At 69.4% G+C, this 16,743-nt stretch carries 10 protein-coding genes; 3 read left to right on the top strand and 7 right to left on the bottom strand.

The features are described 5' to 3' along the window. Positions 1–176: 176 nt before the first annotated feature. The 4 genes from ABGB18_RS08795 to ABGB18_RS08810 all read right to left on the bottom strand — a co-directional run bounded on the left by ABGB18_RS08795 (position 177) and on the right by ABGB18_RS08810 (position 6,051). Positions 177–383: a hypothetical protein gene (locus ABGB18_RS08795; RefSeq protein ID WP_347694892.1), complete on the bottom strand. Its 207-nt coding sequence runs from the start codon at positions 381–383 to the stop codon at positions 177–179. Between the two features lie 805 nt (positions 384–1,188). After that, positions 1,189–2,430 carry a hypothetical protein gene (locus ABGB18_RS08800; protein ID WP_347694893.1) on the bottom strand — a complete coding sequence of 414 codons (1,242 nt, stop codon included), beginning with the start codon at positions 2,428–2,430 and terminating at the stop codon, positions 1,189–1,191. Between the two features lie 1,369 nt (positions 2,431–3,799). Continuing rightward, positions 3,800–5,005: a M14 family zinc carboxypeptidase gene (locus tag ABGB18_RS08805; RefSeq protein WP_347694894.1), complete on the bottom strand. Its 1,206-nt coding sequence runs from the start codon at positions 5,003–5,005 to the stop codon at positions 3,800–3,802. An 8-nt stretch (positions 5,006–5,013) separates the two neighbouring features. Beyond that, entirely contained in the window at positions 5,014–6,051 is a 1,038-nt protein-coding gene (locus ABGB18_RS08810) for a M14 family zinc carboxypeptidase (protein WP_347694895.1), read from the bottom strand. 45 nt (positions 6,052–6,096) lie between these two features. On the opposite strand from ABGB18_RS08810, the gene ABGB18_RS08815 reads away from it, so the two are divergent. Together ABGB18_RS08815 and ABGB18_RS08820 are read left to right on the top strand one after the other, a co-directional pair. Then, complete coding sequence (locus ABGB18_RS08815; RefSeq protein ID WP_347694896.1) at positions 6,097–6,273, top strand: hypothetical protein; 177 nt, start codon at positions 6,097–6,099, stop codon at positions 6,271–6,273. Between the two features lie 467 nt (positions 6,274–6,740). Then, positions 6,741–8,024 carry a M14 family zinc carboxypeptidase gene (locus ABGB18_RS08820; RefSeq protein WP_347694897.1) on the top strand — a complete coding sequence of 428 codons (1,284 nt, stop codon included), beginning with the start codon at positions 6,741–6,743 and terminating at the stop codon, positions 8,022–8,024. Positions 8,025–8,364: 340 nt separating this feature from the next. Here the strand turns inward: ABGB18_RS08820 and ABGB18_RS08825 are convergent, their stop codons facing one another. After that, the gene (locus ABGB18_RS08825; RefSeq protein WP_347694898.1) at positions 8,365–9,636 is read right to left on the bottom strand and encodes an ATP-binding protein; all 1,272 of its coding nucleotides are present in this window, start codon (positions 9,634–9,636) and stop codon (positions 8,365–8,367) included. Between the two features lie 397 nt (positions 9,637–10,033). On the opposite strand from ABGB18_RS08825, the gene ABGB18_RS08830 reads away from it, so the two are divergent. Beyond that, the gene (locus tag ABGB18_RS08830) at positions 10,034–11,626 is read left to right on the top strand and encodes an alkaline phosphatase D family protein (RefSeq protein ID WP_347694899.1); all 1,593 of its coding nucleotides are present in this window, start codon (positions 10,034–10,036) and stop codon (positions 11,624–11,626) included. 213 nt (positions 11,627–11,839) lie between these two features. On the opposite strand, the gene ABGB18_RS08835 is transcribed toward ABGB18_RS08830, so the two are convergent. Together ABGB18_RS08835 and ABGB18_RS08840 are read right to left on the bottom strand one after the other, a co-directional pair. Further along, positions 11,840–12,223 carry a hypothetical protein gene (locus ABGB18_RS08835; RefSeq protein ID WP_347694900.1) on the bottom strand — a complete coding sequence of 128 codons (384 nt, stop codon included), beginning with the start codon at positions 12,221–12,223 and terminating at the stop codon, positions 11,840–11,842. Positions 12,224–12,235: 12 nt separating this feature from the next. Then, complete coding sequence (locus tag ABGB18_RS08840; RefSeq protein WP_347694901.1) at positions 12,236–16,606, bottom strand: hypothetical protein; 4,371 nt, start codon at positions 16,604–16,606, stop codon at positions 12,236–12,238. Positions 16,607–16,743 lie beyond the last annotated feature (137 nt).

Raw genomic sequence — 16,743 nt, forward strand, 5'->3', positions numbered from 1 at the left:
TGCACGCCAAGCCGGTCGGCCACCCGGGCGATCGCCCCGGCCTTGCCTCCGGTCTCCTCACGCAGGTCGAATACCATCTTGACGGCGCGATCACGCAGCTCTGGGGGATACTTCCTCGGTGCGGGCACGACTCCCAGCCTTCCAGTCTTGGGAGCCTCCAACCAACCCGGGGCAGCTCAGAGAGCTTGTGGATCTGAAAGCTGTACCGGACGAAAGCCGGTGGCCTCGTCGAGGCCGAGGATGATCGTCCCGCCGCCTGGATGGTTTGCCAGCGCGCTCAGAGTCGAGGCGAGTGACTGCGGCAGCCCTCCTGCCGCCGACTTGACCTCGACATCGTCGTAGTCGCCTCCGGCCGTGCGGAGACGTGCGACCAACTCGTTCACGCTCTGGCTCATAGATAAATGTAACCATGTGCCAGTTACATTTACTCGTGTTCTGGTTACATTTCGCTGTTACGATTCGGCCCCTCCAGACGCGTCGCCACCGAGAGAGCCCGGCACCCGGACCAGACTGTCCGAGCATCGCGTACGAGTTCCCGATCACGTGATGCCGAGGCGTTCCCCATCCGGCGCCGCCGACGTCACAAATCCGAAAATCGGACAGTGACGGGGCAGGCGGCAGCGAAAGCCTGTCCGCAGTGGTGGGTCAGGGTTGTTGATTGGCGTACTTGGTCAGGCGGCTGGTTCGAGGATCACGCGGTAGCCGAGGGCTTCGAGTTGGCGGACGTGGGTGCCTTTCTTGCGGTCAGGCTTGATGCGGGTGTCGTAGAAGTCGGCACCCAGGCCGTGGAAGCGGGCGTCGGGGTTGGACAGCAGGTGCCACGACAGGGAGTCTGCCGAGGTGATCGCCCGGCGGCCTCATCGGGCGCTCCACGTGTCCTTAACCGTTGGTCGACTGCCCGGGGTGACCGTTGCTGGTGCCGGGGGCCAGAGGGTCGCGATGGTGCTGCGTCAAGCGGGCCGGGCTGGTCCTCCGCGACGCCGGCGCGGCGTGGCGAGAAGCCACCCCGTTTGCGAGGAGTCACAGTGCAAGCGACACCACGGCCGGCTCCCGCAGGGTGAGCACGGCAAACCCGGCCAGGAGCCGCTCTCTTCCCGCCACTTGCTCTGGTGCCCGGGACGACGATCGCCGACCGCGGTGGCACCGCGGCAAGCTCGCCCGTCATACCGGATCCAGCCCGGTGAGCGCCTACGTCCTTCGTTTGAAGTAGTGCGTGACCATGTAGGAGGTCACCTTCTCACCGATCTTCGCGCCCTCCACGTCGGCCGTACGCGTGTGAATTCCGCCCCAGATGCGGGCTTCGATGACCTCGGCCAGCGCCTGCGAGAAGCTGCGGAAATACCTGGTGGTACCGGAGTCGGCGCTGTACCCGCTGAAGGAGATGTCGTCCCGGCCGAAGAAATGCGTCAGCGCCGACATGTTCGCCGCCGTGAAGCAGGAATGTCCGGACGTGAAGTCGGGGTGCGGCGGCGTGACCAGCAGGGGCGTCCAGTCGGGATCTCCTGTGGTGGCCGGGTTGCCGTCGGTGTCGGCCAGTTGGACCGCGGTGATCGGCCGCCAGAAATTCCACGCCGCCTTCTCGTTGTAGCAGGCGATCGTGGCGTCGGCCTCGGCCATGTCTACCATCGCGAACATGCGCGCAGACTGCAGCGTATTCAGTCTCTGCCTGGTGGCAAGCTGGCGCTTGATCTCCCATTCGGTCAGATGCCGGTCATGCCACCAGATCGCGGCCTGCGTCTGATCGGCCGTCCTCACCGTGCTGGTCGCCGAGCCGATCGCCTTGACCTCGTTGAGATCCCGGGCGTACCGGCGGCTGGTGAGTGCCGGCGGGCCGGACGTGCGGAACATGGACGCGCTGGGGATGAGGAACGGTTTGAGGTGGGCGACCCATGCCCCGTCAACGGAGAACGCGGGTGGCGTCGGCCGCCACTGGCCGGGCTGGGTGCCCACGGACCAGGTCTGGTTGCCGAAAGCGCCATCGCCCTGCCGAGCGGCGATCATCGCGGCTGCGGCCTGGGTGCCCACGGTGATGCCGCGCTGCTTGGCGGTGCCGGCGGGAATCCGGGCCAGCGCCTCCTCGTACTGCGTTCTCAGCCTCTCCTGCTGAGCCGGGAACAGCGCGTTCAGCACAAGATGGCCCGCGGCCGCGACGGCCGCGCTCGTCGACTCGGTCCCGTTGGCGGGAGGTGCGTTCAGGTACGGCTGGTACGGCGTGCCGGCGATCGCGTTCACGGCGTCGTAGATGGCGCCGTGCACCATCGCGAAACTGCGCGCTTGGACCTGCGGCGGCTGGCCGGCGATGTCCCAGATCGCTGTCTGGGCGTATCCGTCCCAGGTGATGACGGCATTGGCCGACGTGTTCGACGCGTGTGCGATGGACGGGGCGAGTCCGACCGGGGCTGCGGCGGCGACGGTGCCGGCGAGGGCCAAGGAAAGGGCTTTACGCGTCAAGACGCCCACGCGGGGGGCATCACGTAATGTAGGCATGCCGGAAAATTACTATCTCCGTCGTGCTCCGCGCACTCCACGACCCGGTGAAGGTCAGGACCACCCAGGACGGCCCGGCCACGGCTGGAGGCGTAGCCGAGTTACTTCGCTGTGACAATAGGCTGACTGGTCGCCGGCGAGCACCCCGTCGGGGCCCTGGCAGAACGCCCGGCCGTTGATCTGCGAGGGCCCACAGCCGGACGAGCTCGGCCAACAGCGGGTCAAGCCTTGAACACCTTGCTGACCTGCGGCAAGGGTCCCCTCCGGGCCTGCGGCGATCGATCTTCACAAGCGGTCTTGACCGCCGGAATCATCCATGTCTAGATCGAAAAGGTTTGCCTTGCCCATTGCACCTCGGAAGGACAGCACATGGCCGCAGCAGCGACTCTCGCGCAGTGATGACCAGCCGCGATGATGCGACCACCCGGCGGCGTCACCGCCGCCACCAGTCGTTACGGATCTCCACGCTCTTGGTCGGGGTCCTCCACCTCGTCCTCGCCGCCCTCTTGATCGGCGTCCCCGCCGGCTCTCCCACCCTCGACGAGCTGCCTGTCCCCGAGAACGACCACACCACATCCTCTCCGGCGGCACTCTCCAGATATCCCGCCGCCGCACCGGTCCGGAGCGCCGCACCGGTCCGGAGCGCCGCACCGGTCCGGAGCGCCACCCCGGTTCAGAGCGCCACACCTTCGCGCCCAGCCAGTACCTCCACCACCACGCCGACGAGACGCCCACGACCGACGCTCATCACCCGCCGAACCCGCACCATGCCGCCCGCGACCACCCGGATCACACCTCCACGGCATCAGCCGACCGCCGCGGCCGCGTTCGACGGGCTCCCTGGAGCGACGACACCCGCCATCCGGCCCACCAAGACCGCGGCACGACCCCCACGGCCGAGCCCGTCACGGGAAGCGACCCCTCGGCGCACCCCACCCGGCCAGACCAGAGAGCCACCCGGGCAAGCAGCCGGGTCAGCACACGGGCCCAGGGACGAACCCCCCGCCCAGCGGCCGGACATCCCACCCGGGCAGCTGCGCAAAATGGACATCACCGCAGCATCATCAGAGATACCCACGGCCTCGCGCGCGGTGGGTGGCGGCAGAGCCCGTTGACGGCCGTTGGCCAAGGCCGCCCGGTCGTCGAGCGTCGGGCCCCGACAATCGCCGGAGGCCCGACGCTCGACCGGCCACCGCGACACGGGGACCTTGTCCATGCGGCGTCCATGCGGCGTCCATGCGGCGTCCATGCGGCGTCCATGCGGCGTCCACGCGGCGTCCACCCGGTTCACGCGGCGCCGCTCGCTACCCGGCTACTGGGTCTCCGGGATGTCGTCGTACCGGGTGGGGTCGATCTGGTTCACCGCACCGGTGCCCACGGCCTCGATGATGGCGTCCAGTCCCTTCTCGACTGTCTGGATCAGCTGGCCGCGCTGCTTGGCGCCCCAGGTCTGGGTCTGTCCTCGTACCTCGAACAGCACGGTGCCAGAGCCGTTGAGCGCGAAGGAGCCGAGCCCGGTACCGGGCAGGTCGATGTCCTGCGGGTAGAGGGTCAACGATCCGAACGGCGACTGGCCGCGGACCGACAGGCCGTCGTACGCCGCCAGGGTCAGCCGCTTGGAGTAGTCGAGCCGGTAGCCCCTGTTGTACTCCTGGTGGTTCTCCACGTCGACGAACTTGCCCGACAGCGACATGGTCACCTGGTTCTCACCGCTCTCGTCCAGGTCGCAGGGGCCCTGGTGGTGCAGATCGACGTAGGTGTCCACGGCGCCGAACTCCGCCTTCAGCGACTTGTACAGGTCCCTGATGGCCTGCGACTCCGGATGGACGTACCAGCCGGCCTCGGAGGAGGAGCCGGGGAAGTCCTCGGCTCGCGGAACGTAGTTCAGGTCCGGGTGGTAGTCCCGGTTGACGTCGAAGCCCGGGCGGGTCGCGTAGTCGTCTCCCGTCCGTGGCTGGTCGTAGTAGTTCCATGCCGGCTGCGCCCCGGCGAGCTGCGGGAAGTCCGCGACGACCTCGGCCCAGGTACGGTCGTTGCCACGCCGGTCGAGTTCCGCCGCGTCCGGGTTCATCTTGGGCACCGCGACCAGCGTGACCAGCGAGCGCAGGCGCTCGGCCGCCGGTGTACTGGCCGTCATGTCGCGCAGCAGGGCAAGCACGGCGTCGGTGCCGGTCTTCTCATTGCCGTGGATCTCACTGGTGACCAGCACGACCTTGGGGCCGGTACCGGTCCGTGCGGCCCAGATCTCCCGCCCCCGGTTCGACGTGCCGATCCGCGTCACGTCGAGAACGCCGGAGCGCTGCGTCTGGAGGCGCCGCAACTCCTGGCCCAGCTCGGCGTGGCTGGTCCACGAGGACGAGCCGGTGTCCCCGGTGGACGTGCCGCAGTGGGCGTTCGCGGGCTGGGCGGCCGCGGGCGTCGCGACCGGCAGGGACGCGACCAGCAGGGCCGCCACTGCCAGGCCCGCTCCGGCCAGCTTCGGCGCGGCACCGTAGGTGGTTCGGTTCCTTCTCGTCATGGCGTTCGTCACTCCTCGTCGTCCTGGTCGATCGGCTCGCCACGTTCCGGGATGGTGTCGGCCAGCGCCGGGTCGACGGCGGCGAGGCTGCCGTCGGCGGTGGCCTGAAGCAGCGCGGCCATGGAGGCGTAGGCGGTGCGGATCAGGTAGCCGCCGGACTTCTGGCCGAGGTCACCACGCAGCTCGACCAGCAGGCTCGCGCTGCCTTGCAGGCCGAAGGAGTTACGCGCGATGCCCGGGAGGGAGTCGCCCGGGTAGAGGCTGACGTTGGCGAAGCCGTACTCTTCCAGCGAGGTGTACACCAGGGCGGCGACCCGCTTGCTGTCCGCGACGACCTGCGGTGCCACTCCGGGGTTGGTGGGCCACAGGATCGACGTGGTGTCCATGGAACCGTCCGGCTGGCGGTAGCTGCCCTGGTGGTGGTAGTCGACGGTGATGTCCGGCCGCCACGAGCGCACCATCCGCTGGATCGCGGCCGACTCCGGCACCGGGTTGGCCTCGGGGGACATCGCGGGGTCGTGGTAGCGGTTGATGTCGAATCCCACTCCGGCCCGGCAGAAGGCGCCGGAGCAGTCCGGGTCGACGTTCTGCCGCTGGAACCGTTCGGTGCCGTCGGGGTTGGCGCGCACGACGATCCGAAGCGTCACGTCGTCGAGCACGTCAGTGGCCCACGTGGCCTGTGCGGTGCCGAGGCGCTGCAGGAGTTGCAGCGCCGCCTCCGTACCCAGTGGTTCGTTGCCGTGCTGCTGCGTGATGTAGAGAACCTTGGTCGGTCCGGTGCCGACCGTCGCGGTCCAAATGTCGCGGCCCTCGTGCGTCCTGCCGATCGACTCCACGTCGATCGCGCCGTTGGAGCGCTGCTCCAGGCGCTGCAGCGCGGTGGTGAGCTCGTCGTAGGTGTGCAGTCGCTGGAGAGAGACCTGCTGCGCGTCCTGGACCCAGGGGCCACCCGGCTTCGTGGGAGCAGCCGACGCCGTGGCCGCTCCCCAGATCGTGAGGCCCATGATGGTGGCCAGAACCACGGCTGACCGTCGTCTTGTGAACAAAACAGTCTCCTTCTCGGTGTACGTCAGCGGCGGCGGAACCATTTCATGGGCGTACTCCACCACCACTTGGGATTGCGATGTACCGGCGCACGAGAAAGCCCGGTTCCCGATGCGCTGCGCCAATTGGAAAACGCCCTCACGAAGGACGGAAAGGGGTTGGTGAACGAATGGTTCCTGCTCCTCGCGCCGCTGCCGTGGCCGGTGACAGCCGAATGGATATGAACCGGATGGGGACGTGGGCGTCGGGGTCGCCCTGGTAAGGCAGGGCGGAATGAATCGTCCTTCCTTCGTGCCCGCAACAACACGACCGGCGCGGGTCGCAATGACTCTTGTAACAAACCAAAACGAGTCTGACAAGTGTCACGGTCTGTCTTCACGCGGCATCACGCCGTCATCTTCATTGGGCGCCTCGGGGATGTGCCGCGGGACATCAGCCCAGGTGATATAGGTCATTGCGGGCCGTGGCGCCGCGCCGGCGGAGGCTTCCGCGGTGGTCTCCCCTCAGCGGCGCCTCGTAATCGGCGACCGGTCGCGGGCACCGTGCAGCGCCGAGACCCACCGAACACTCAGGAAACTGACAGCATTCCGGGTCTTGTTCCGGGCGGGTCGCCGTGGAAACGTCATCGGTAACTTTCCGCCAGGGGTGTCGGCAGGTCCTGGCGGACGGCTAATTAATGCGAGGAGCAGTAGTGCATCTGCGCAAAAGGCATCCAGGAAAAGCCGAGGAGAACGCGGAAAGCCCGGCGCCGAGATACTTCAATGGCCGGACGGGCATGGTCGCCGCCGCAATAGCGATGGCTTTGACGGCGTCGATCGTCGCCGCCTCGCCCGCGCGAGCGCTGGACGGGGAAGGGCCGGGAAACTGCCAGATCCAGGAGGATCCCTCCTGGTCGGGCTGGTCCAGCCACCAGCAGGTAGGGGACGCGCTGGCGCAGATCGAGCGGACCAGCGGCGGACGTGTCGACGTGGAGATCGTCGGCCATTCCTCACAAGGCCGGCCGCTGTGGGCGGCCCGCGTGGGGACCGGTGACCGTGTTCTGCTGGTCACATCGGCCATCCACGGCAACGAGCGCACCGGTACCGAGGCACTGCTGGCGATCCTCAAGGATCTCGGCAGCGGCGGCGACGCGCGGACGACGCGGCTGCTTGAGGACATCACGCTGGTCGCGATGCCGATGGTCAACCCCGACGGCGGAGAGCTGAACCGGCGCATCAACGTGCTGTCGTGGGCCGACACGGTGGCCGCGTTCCCGCAACTGCAAGGCGCACCCGAGGCCTGGTACCACAGCCTGCGCGGGGATGGCGTCGATCTCCCGGGCTACGACCTCAACCGGGACTTCAACCCCGACCTCGACTACGTGCCGCGGGCCGCGGACCTGCCCGGCGAGGACACCGACGCGGGATTCTTCCTGGCTCGGGAGTCGCGTGCGATCCGAGACGTGTACGTCGGCCTGCGCCAGGAGAAGGGCGCCGTGGACGCCTACATCGACCTGCACCACATGGGACCGTGCGATCGTCTCACCGGCGGACCCCAGGACGGCGACCTCATCACCTTCTCGCTGGACTACCCGCCCCTCGGCGTGCAGGACGGTGCCGCCTACAAGGCGGAATGGCCGGCTCTCGATCAGGACAAATCCCGCCGTTACGCGCTTTCTGTCTACAACGGACTTATCGCCAGGTATGGCGCTCAGTCGCCGCTCGCAGCCGTCGGCCGCTACTTCCACCCGGACACCCGCGAGTACGCCGGCCAGGGCCGATCGGCGTTCGCCATGAACGGCACCGGCACCGTCCTTTTCGAAGTACGCGGCCAGCAGGACGATCTGGGCCAGAAGCACAAGGGCATGTTCGTCAACGCCGTGCGCACCGGGATCGAGTCTCTGATGAACGGACTGGCCACCGGCAGCGCCGACACTCTGGACGGTGACGACTTCTTCGACCTTCCCGACTATGGCTGGGACACCACGGCCGACTGATCCGTCGTCAGTCCGGTGCGACACCAGGCAGCCGCAGGACGGGACGTTCCGCGGCTGCCGCCCTTTCGCCGATCAGCTCGTAAGGCGCCGGTTGCCGGTTCTACCGGGCTCGATGGCCGAGTTCCGTTCCGCGAGGTCCAGTCCTCTCCGAAGGCAGGGCGTCGACCCCCGGCCGGTTCGGTCGAAGCAACCGAGCACAGGATGCTGAGCCGTCGCCAGGGTGCTTCGCCGCCTCATCAACTGGTTCGAACCCAGCACCGCCCCATTCCTGCGGGGGCGTCGTGAACGTCGTCACACTCGTGCCCACATGGCCGGTGATTCTTCGTGCGATCAACGATGCTCAGTTGGCTTGCTGATCCGTCCCCAGCGTCCACAGGGATGCCATGGGGAGTGCCCGGAGCCTTTTGCCGAAAGCCAGGGGCTGTTCACCGGTGTAGAGGACGAACCCGGCGCGGAATCGTGTGCCCAGCCGGTCGGCCAGGTGGCGCAGGCCGCGAAAATCGTCGCTTCGTACGGTTTCTGCGGCCTTTATCTTGATCCCGATCACTTCACCGGACGCGTGCTCCAAGACGATGTCGACCTCGACCTTGTCGCGGTCTCGGTAGTGGAACAGTTGGACGGGCTCGTTGGCCCAGGTGAGTTGACGTGCTATCTCGCCGGTCGCGAAGTTTTCGAGCAGGGGTCCGATGGGGGCCGTGACATCCCTGGCACGTTGGGATGACATGCCGATCAGGCGGCCGCCCAGCCCGCTGTCCGTGACGATCAGTTTGGGGGTGGAGATGGCGCGGTGGGTGAGACTCGAGGACCAGGCCGGTATCCGCTTGATGACGAAGACCAGCTCCAGAAGGTCCAGGTAGCGGGCGAGTGTCATCCGGGGGAGGCCCACGTCGCCGGCGATTGACTGGACCACGGCCAATCCGCCCATGCGGGCGGCGATGACGCGCAGAAGCCTGCGCATCTCAGCCGGGCGTTCGATGTCGGAGATCTGGCGCACGTCCCGTGTTATCAGGTCGGTGATGTACGAGTCGAAGAACCTGTCCCGCCTGCGTCCCGGGTCCCGTCGAGCCGCCTCCGGATAGCCGCCGCGCAATGCTCTGTCGACGTAGTCATGCTTGCGGAGGGGACTGGATGGCATGGTGGCGTCGAGATCCCGCGTGAAGACGTGATCCACGAATCCGTCGGGAGTGCCGTCGATCTCCCCCTGGGAAAGCGGCCACAGCTCGATGGTCTCCGTTCGGCCCGGCAGGGCGTCTGGAAGATCGCGTAGCCCCAGCAGGCGGGCGGAACCGGTGAGGAGGTATCGACCCGCACGCGGATCCCTGTCGACCTCGTGCTTGATCGGCAGGAGTAGCTGAGGGGCACGCTGTATCTCATCGATCAGTAGAAGTCCGTCATGCCGAACGAAGGCGACAGGATCCTCCCCGGCCGCGGACAAGATCGCCGGATCGTCCAGGTAGAGCTGACGAGCGTTGTCCGTCTGGTCGGCGATCAAGCCCGCCAGAGTGCTCTTGCCGACTTGCCGGGCACCGTTCACGACGACTACGCGGGTGTCCGCCAGTGCTTCGAGCGTCATGGTCTGGGTGCGGCGCGGGTAGAGAGGAGTCGGCGTCACGATTGCATAGGTTATCGCAGTTCAAGTCGCCTAGGTGGGCGTTCTGCCGGAGGTTATATGGGCGTTCTGCCGCAGTGTTGGTGGGCATTCTGCCGAAGATCGGTGGGCGTCCTGCCGGGTAACGGTTTCCGTGGGCAAGCCTCCGGTGCCCACCTGTGGCACGGGCTTCGTGGTGATATTTCCTGACTTGGCGGATAGTCGGGTGTGGCGCGGCACGTGATCGCTACTAACTGTCAGGCGTACGGTGCGGGTCTCGTCGTCGCTCATGAGCGGGAAGCGTGAACGCCGCCACCGGCAAGATCGCTTGAAGGACCTCCTACCCGGTGATCGCTGCGGGTTCAGCGCCCGGTTCCCGGCCCTTTACCCGTTGTTGTCCGGATCGCACCAGGCTCAGCGCATGACTGCGCTCAACCGCCGTACGCTGCTCCGGGGCACGACCGCCATCGGAGTCGGGCTCGCTCTCGCCCCCGCGCTCGGTTCTCCTGCTCTCGCCCGCTCGGCCCGCCGTGGCCCCGGGCACGTCGTCTCCGACCGGCCCGTCCTCACCCACGGCATCCAGGCCGGTGACGCCGTCGACGGGTCCGTCTCCCTGTGGACCCGCGTCAACCGGCCGGCCCGGCTGCGGGTGGAGATCGCGACGGACCCCTCCTTCGGCCGGATCCTGCGCAGCGTCGCCGGCCCGACCGTCACCCCCGCCTCGGACCTGACCGGCCAGATCAACGTACGCGGACTGCCGACGGCCACCGACCTCTACTACCGGGTCACCGCGGTCGACCAGCACGACCACCACCGCAGCAGCGAGCCGCTCGTCGGCCGCTTCCGCGCGGGCCTGGGCCGGCACGACGGCCGCCGCCCGATCCGCTTCATCTGGTCCGGCGACATCTCCGGCCAGGGCTGGGGCGTCAACCCCGACCTGGGCGGGTTCAGGATCGCCGACGCGATGCGCGCGGCGGACGCCGACTTCTTCCTCTCCTCCGGCGACAACGTGTACGCCGACGGCCCGATCACCGAGACCGTGACCCTGCCCGACGGCCGGATCTGGCGCAACCTGGTGATCGAGGAGAAGACCGCGGTCGCGCAGACGCTCGACCAGTACCGCGGCCAGTACAAGTACAACCTGCTCGCCGACAACTGGCGCGCCTTCCTCGCCGAGACCGCGATCGTCGCCCAGTGGGACGACCACGAGGTCATCAACAACTGGTACCCCGGTCAGGTCCTGGCCGGCCGTCCCGGGTTCCCCGACGGCACGCGCGTGGACGACCTGGCGGTTCGCGCCCGCCAGGCGTTCCACGAGTACATCCCGGTCTCGCCGGTCTCGCCGGACAGGGGCGGCCGCGTCTACCGCAAGCTGTCGTACGGGCCGCTGATGGATCTGTTCATCCTCGACATGCGTACCTACAAGGACGCGAACACCACCGGCCTGGAGAACGTCGCCGACGGCGGCCTGCTCGGCAAGGAGCAGACCGCGTGGCTGCTGCGCGAGCTCAAGGCGTCGAAGGCGACCTGGAAGGTGATCGCCAACGACCTGCCGATCGGCCTCGTCGTGCCCGACGGCACCAACCAGGAGTCGTCGTCCAACGGTGACCCGGGTGCGCCGCTGGGGCGCGAGCTCGACATCGCCCACCTGCTGACGCAGATCAAGCGCCTCGGCATCCGCAACCACGTCTGGCTCACCGCCGACGTGCACTACACCGCCGCGCACCACTACCACCCCGACCGGGCGGCGTACCAGGACTTCGACCCGTTCTGGGAGTTCGTCTCCGGTCCGCTCAACGCCGGCGCCTTCGGCCCCAACGCGCTCGACGCGACCTTCGGCCCGGAGGCCGTCTTCCAGGCCGTGCCGTCGCGGGCCTCCGCCTCGCCGCTGGAGGGTTACCAGTTCTTCGGCCAGGTCGACATCGACCCGCGGACGAAGCGGCTGACCGTCACCCTCAAGGACGTCGAGGGCAAGGCGCTCTTCACCCAGACGCTCGACCCGGAGCGCCGCTGACGACGAGCCGCTGAGATCCTGCCGGATCCGGGTGCCGGGCCGCCTGCCTGGAAGGCGGGTGACCCGGGCACCGAGCCCGGCGGGGCTGATGATCTGGGCTGGGCGCCTCCGTCACCGCCTGGCCGGTGCGGCGCTGGTCGTGCTCGTGTCGCCGGTGCGGCACAGGGCTCCTGTTCAGGGCGGCCCGAGCGAGCCGGCACACCCGGTAGGCCGTTACTTGCTGTGCCGGGGACGGGTTTCCTCGGCCATGGCCTGGGCGAGCTGCTCGGTCAGCGTCCGGATGCCGGCGGCGTCGAGCGAGGACAGCCGGCGGGCGTTCAGCTCCATCTCGGTCGCGGATCGCGTCGCCCTGACCTTGATGCGCAGGTCGCTGGTCCTGTAACGCAACCAGGTCACCACGGCTCCCGCCACGACCGCCACCGGCGCGCCCAGCAGGACCTGGACCGAGTCGACGACCCCGCCGAGCGCGCCGGGCGGTGGATCGGCGTCCACCAGGCTGACCCGGCCGCGCAGCTCGGGCTCGCTGCTCAGCCAGGTGTAGAGGTCACGTAGCTGGTCGGGAGTCTCGGCGCGCAGGATCGCGATCGCGTCGTCCATGGGGCTCCTCGCTCATCGGCAGGGTGGGTCGTAGGGGAGGTCCGGGATGTGCTGCCGCCATTCCTTCTCACTCATGAGCGCGCCGCCGACGCCACAGATGTAGCGGACGGCTCGGTTCACGTCGGTGTTCCAGCTCTGCACCTGGCCGCCGCCCACGCCCTCGAGCAGCATCCCGTCCCGGGTGAAGACGAGAGCGGTCGGCGTGTCCTGCCCGCGTTTGGCCACTATGGTCGCCCGGGGGCGTGCGGGATCGGAGATGTCCCAGAATCGCAGGGTGTTGTCCAGCCCCGCGGTGGCCGCCGTCCGGCCGTCGTCCGACACGGCCAGGCCGATGACGGGCGCCGTGTGCCCGGACATCACGGCGAGCGGCCGCGGACGCGCGGGGGTGGACACGTCCCAGAGGCGGGCGGTCGTGTCCCCGGCCGTGACCACCGTGCGACCGTCCGGGGTGAACCTCACCCGGTTGACGGCGCTCGTGTGGCCGGCGAGGGTTCCCACGCGCACCGGCCGCCGGACGTCGTGGACGTCGTAGAGGTAGGTTTGGTTGTCCGTGGTCGCCATGGCCAGCACGGTGCCGTCCGGGCTCAGCGCCATGTCCATCACCTTCTCCGGCAGCTCCGTCACAGCGGCGACCCGCTTGGGCCGCTTGGGATCCTCGATGTTCCAGAAGACGACGGTGGGATCCTGCACACCCGTGACCAGGTGCCGGCCGTCCTTGGTGAACAGGACGGAGAAGGCGTTCTGCGTCCCGGGGCTGAGCGTGGCGAGCGCCGCGGGGCGGAGGGGGTCGGCCACATCCCACAGCCTGACGGTCGTGTCCCAGGAGGCCGTGGCCGCGAGCCTGCCGCCGGGGTGGAAGGCGGCCTTGACGATCCAGTTCTGGTGGCCGGTCAGCGTTCCCAGGGGCCGGGGGTGCCAGGGGTCGCTCACGTTCCAGAGCCGGGCCGTGCCGTCGTCCGACGCGTCCAGCATCGTACGCCCGTCGGGGCTGAGGGTGAGGTCCTCGATCACGGCCCGGTGGGACAGCAGCCGCGGCAGCCGGGGCGTGTCGCCTGCGGTGCCCGGCCGCCACAGCCGTACCGTCATGTCGCCCGACGCGGTCGCCACGAGCCCGTCCTTCCGCGTGGCCACGGCCATGACGGAGCTCGTGTGCCCGGACAGGCCCGCGTCGAGCACCGGGGTCCCGCTGTCGTCGATCCGCCAGACCCAGGTGGTGGAGTCGTACGACGAGCCGTACATGGTGCGGCCGCCGTCGCCGAAGGCGAGGTCGAAGATGGTGCCGCCCGCGTCGGCGAGCGTGACCGTCTTGCGTGGGCGCGTGCCGTCGCGGACGTCCCACATCACCACCTGCCCGTCATCGGCGCCGGTGGCGAGCGTGCGGCCGTCCGGGGCGAAGACCACGGCCTCCAGGGGCTTGACGTGGCCGTTGAAGCGCGACAGCGCACGCGCGTCGGCGGGATCGGAGACGTCCCACAGGCGGGCGGTGATGTCGAAGGAGACGGAGGCCAGCGTGCGGCCGTCGGGGCTGAAGGCCACGTCGCTCACCTGGTCGGTGTGGCCACGCAGCACCGAGACCTGACGTGGCCGCGCCGGGTCGGCGACGTCCCACAGACGCACCTGGTGATCCTGCGAAGCCAGCGCCAGCAGGCGTCCCCGGGGATCGAAGGCCACCGCCTTGATCCCCTTGTCACCCGCGCGGAACGCCGCCGTACGCCGCGGCTCGGCGTCCGGGCCGATCGTCCACAGCACCACGGACCCGCCCGCGTCGGCGGAGGCCAGCAGGCCGCCGTCCGGCCGGAACGTCAGCGCGCGAACCGCCTGGTCGTGGCCGTTCCCGACCCGCGCGCGCCGGGCGCGGGCCGGATCCCGCACGTCCCACAGGCCGATCGTGCGGTCGTCGGAGGCGCTGGCCAGCCACCGGCCGTCTGGCGTGAAGGCGACGTCGTTGACGAAGCCGGAGTGGCCTGGCAGCCGCGCGCCGGTCTGCCAGGTGCGTGAGGCGAGGAGCGCCCCGCGGGTCTCCGGGAGGTCCGCGAGCCGATGGCTGGTCAGGGCCAGGTATCCGCCCAGCGTGCGGTCCTCGGTCGAGATGACCGTGTCGACGAGCTGGCGGGCCAGCGCCCGGTCGCGCTGCATGACGGCCTCCTCGCCCTGGACGCGGGCGTACAGGGCGGCGGACGTGGCCACGAGCAGCAGCGCGCTCAGCGTGGACACCGCGGCCACCGTCAGCCGGCGGCGCCGCCGTACCCGGCGACGTGATGCGTCGAGAAAGGCGAGTTCGGCGGAGGTGAGGTCGGTGGACAGGCTCGTCGCCGCCCGTGCGGCCTCCAGGCGGCTGTCCGCGTAGAGGTAGGCGGAATCTCGTCCGTGGTGTTGCCAGTCGTTCGCGTCCTCGGACAGGCGCTGCCTGACCAGCAGGTCGGCCCTGTCGGTCTCGATCCACGTCCTGAGCCGCGGCCACGCGCGGATGAGCGCCTCGTGGGTGAGCTCCGCGCTGTCCTCGTCCACGGTGATGAGGCGGGCTCGTACGAACCGTCCGAGCACGTCACCCGCGCCACCACTCGCGGTGAGCAGCTCGGCGAGCGGGACCCGCCGCCTGGTGTCGCTGGCCCGCTGGTCCAGGTGCACCAGCCGCAGCAGCAGCCGCCGTACGTCGGGCTCGGCCTCGGCGCCGAGATCGAGCAGCGTCTCCTCGGCGCTCTGCGTCAGCGATCGTGCGACACCGCCGGAAGCGCGGTAGCCGGCCAGCGTGAGCACCTTGCCGCTCCTGCGCTGCCAGGTCGCCAGCAGGGAGTACGACAGCAGCGGGAGCACGCTGCCGACCTGCCCCGCCGCCTCATGGGCGCCCAGGTCCTCCAATAGCAGGTCGGTCAGCCCGCGCTCCACGACCAGCCCGGCTCGCGCGGCGGGCTTCTCGATGACCGCGCGTAGCTGCGACGCCGTCATGGGTCCGACGACCTCCGGACGCCGCAGCGCCGTCAGCAGGGGTGCGTAGGCGGAGCAGTGCCCGAAGAAGTCCGCGCGCACGGCGAGCGTCACCGCGGCGGCCGGCGGTTCACCCGGCCGATGCCGGCAGATCTCCGTGAGGACGCCGATGAAGCGGCGTCGCTCGGCCGGGTCCTGACAAGCGGTGAACACCTCCTCGAACTGGTCGATCACGAGGTGCCAGCGTCCCTGCAGCGCGGACAACGCCCGGCGCGGATCCTCCGTGAGGTGCCGCCGCAACTCCTCCGGATCCCGGCCGCCGATCCGGCGGGCCAGCTCGCCCAGCGGATCCGCCCCCGGAGACAGGACGATCGACCGGATCTCCTCGACGTCGCCGCGGCGGAGCAGCGGAATCACGCCTGCCCGCAGGATCGAGGACTTCCCCGACCCCGAAGGACCGGTGACCACGAGCGGGCCGCCCGCCGTGAACTGCTCCCGCACCCGCCGCGCGATCGACGCGATCGCCTCGTCGCGGCCGAAGAACACGTCCGCGTCCGCGGGCCCGAACGCCGTCAGCCCCCGATACGGGCTCTCCTCGTCGGAGTCCTGCTCCGGAGAGGGGACGGGCGGCGCCTCCGGGGGCACATAGGCGCGGTTGAGCGCGAACGCCCGCCGGTCGCCGAGGTCGGTCGCCTGCCGCCGCGGACGGGGCAGCCCCTGCTCGGGCAGGGTCCTGATCAGGTGACCGTAGATGGTGTCGAGGGTGAAGAACGGCGGCCCCGCCGGGTCACCGGTCGCGAGCAGCTTGATGAGCCGGCCGGAGAAGGCCGTGTCCCGCTCGCCCGGCAGCACCCATGACGCCTCGTCGGGGCTGGAGGAGGTGAGCACGTACGCGCCCGCCCCCGTGCTGTCGAAGACGTGGTCGACGGCGTGGGCCACCCCGCCCTGGGCCCTGCCGGAGAAACAGCAGTCGAGGACGACGATCACCAGCTCGGCCCGCGACTGGCCGATCACCTGCCGCAGGGAGGAGTACGGCAGGGCCTGGTATTCGGGTGCGCCGCGGCTGAGGTCCACGGTGGCGTGGGTGGCCAGGTGCAGCTCGTTCCCCGCGCTGATCAGCCCGTGGCCGACGAAGTAGAACAGGAGTGTGGAGGTGGCCTCCCTCGACACCCTGGCGAAGGTGTCGCTCAGTTCGGCGGGCGTGGCCGGATCGGGCATGACCCTCAGCGCCTCGGGAGCCAGCCCGGCCGACCCGAGCAGGCACGCGCGCAGATCGTCCAACGTCGTGGACACGGCCGGGATCGCGGGTAATCGCGACCCGGGCGCGTGCCGGGCGGTGCCGGCCAGGAGAGCCCTGGAGCCCGGCGCGGCCAGCAGCAGATTTGGAGCGTTCCACACCAGATGGCGACGGTGGCCGGGGAGCCGGCGTTCGGCGGTCGCGAACTCGTCGTCACCCATACGAACCTGCCATGCCCAATCAGTAGCACGACGGGCCCCGTGGAAGGCGCGATGCACCCGAATGCACCCGCGAAATCCGTGGGTGCGAAGGACCGAAATTCATCGGCGGTCGCCTCACGGTCCTCTCCCAGTGACGA

It is taken from the genome of Nonomuraea sp. B12E4 (assembly GCF_039871825.1).
In the GTDB taxonomy this organism is placed as follows: domain Bacteria; phylum Actinomycetota; class Actinomycetes; order Streptosporangiales; family Streptosporangiaceae; genus Nonomuraea.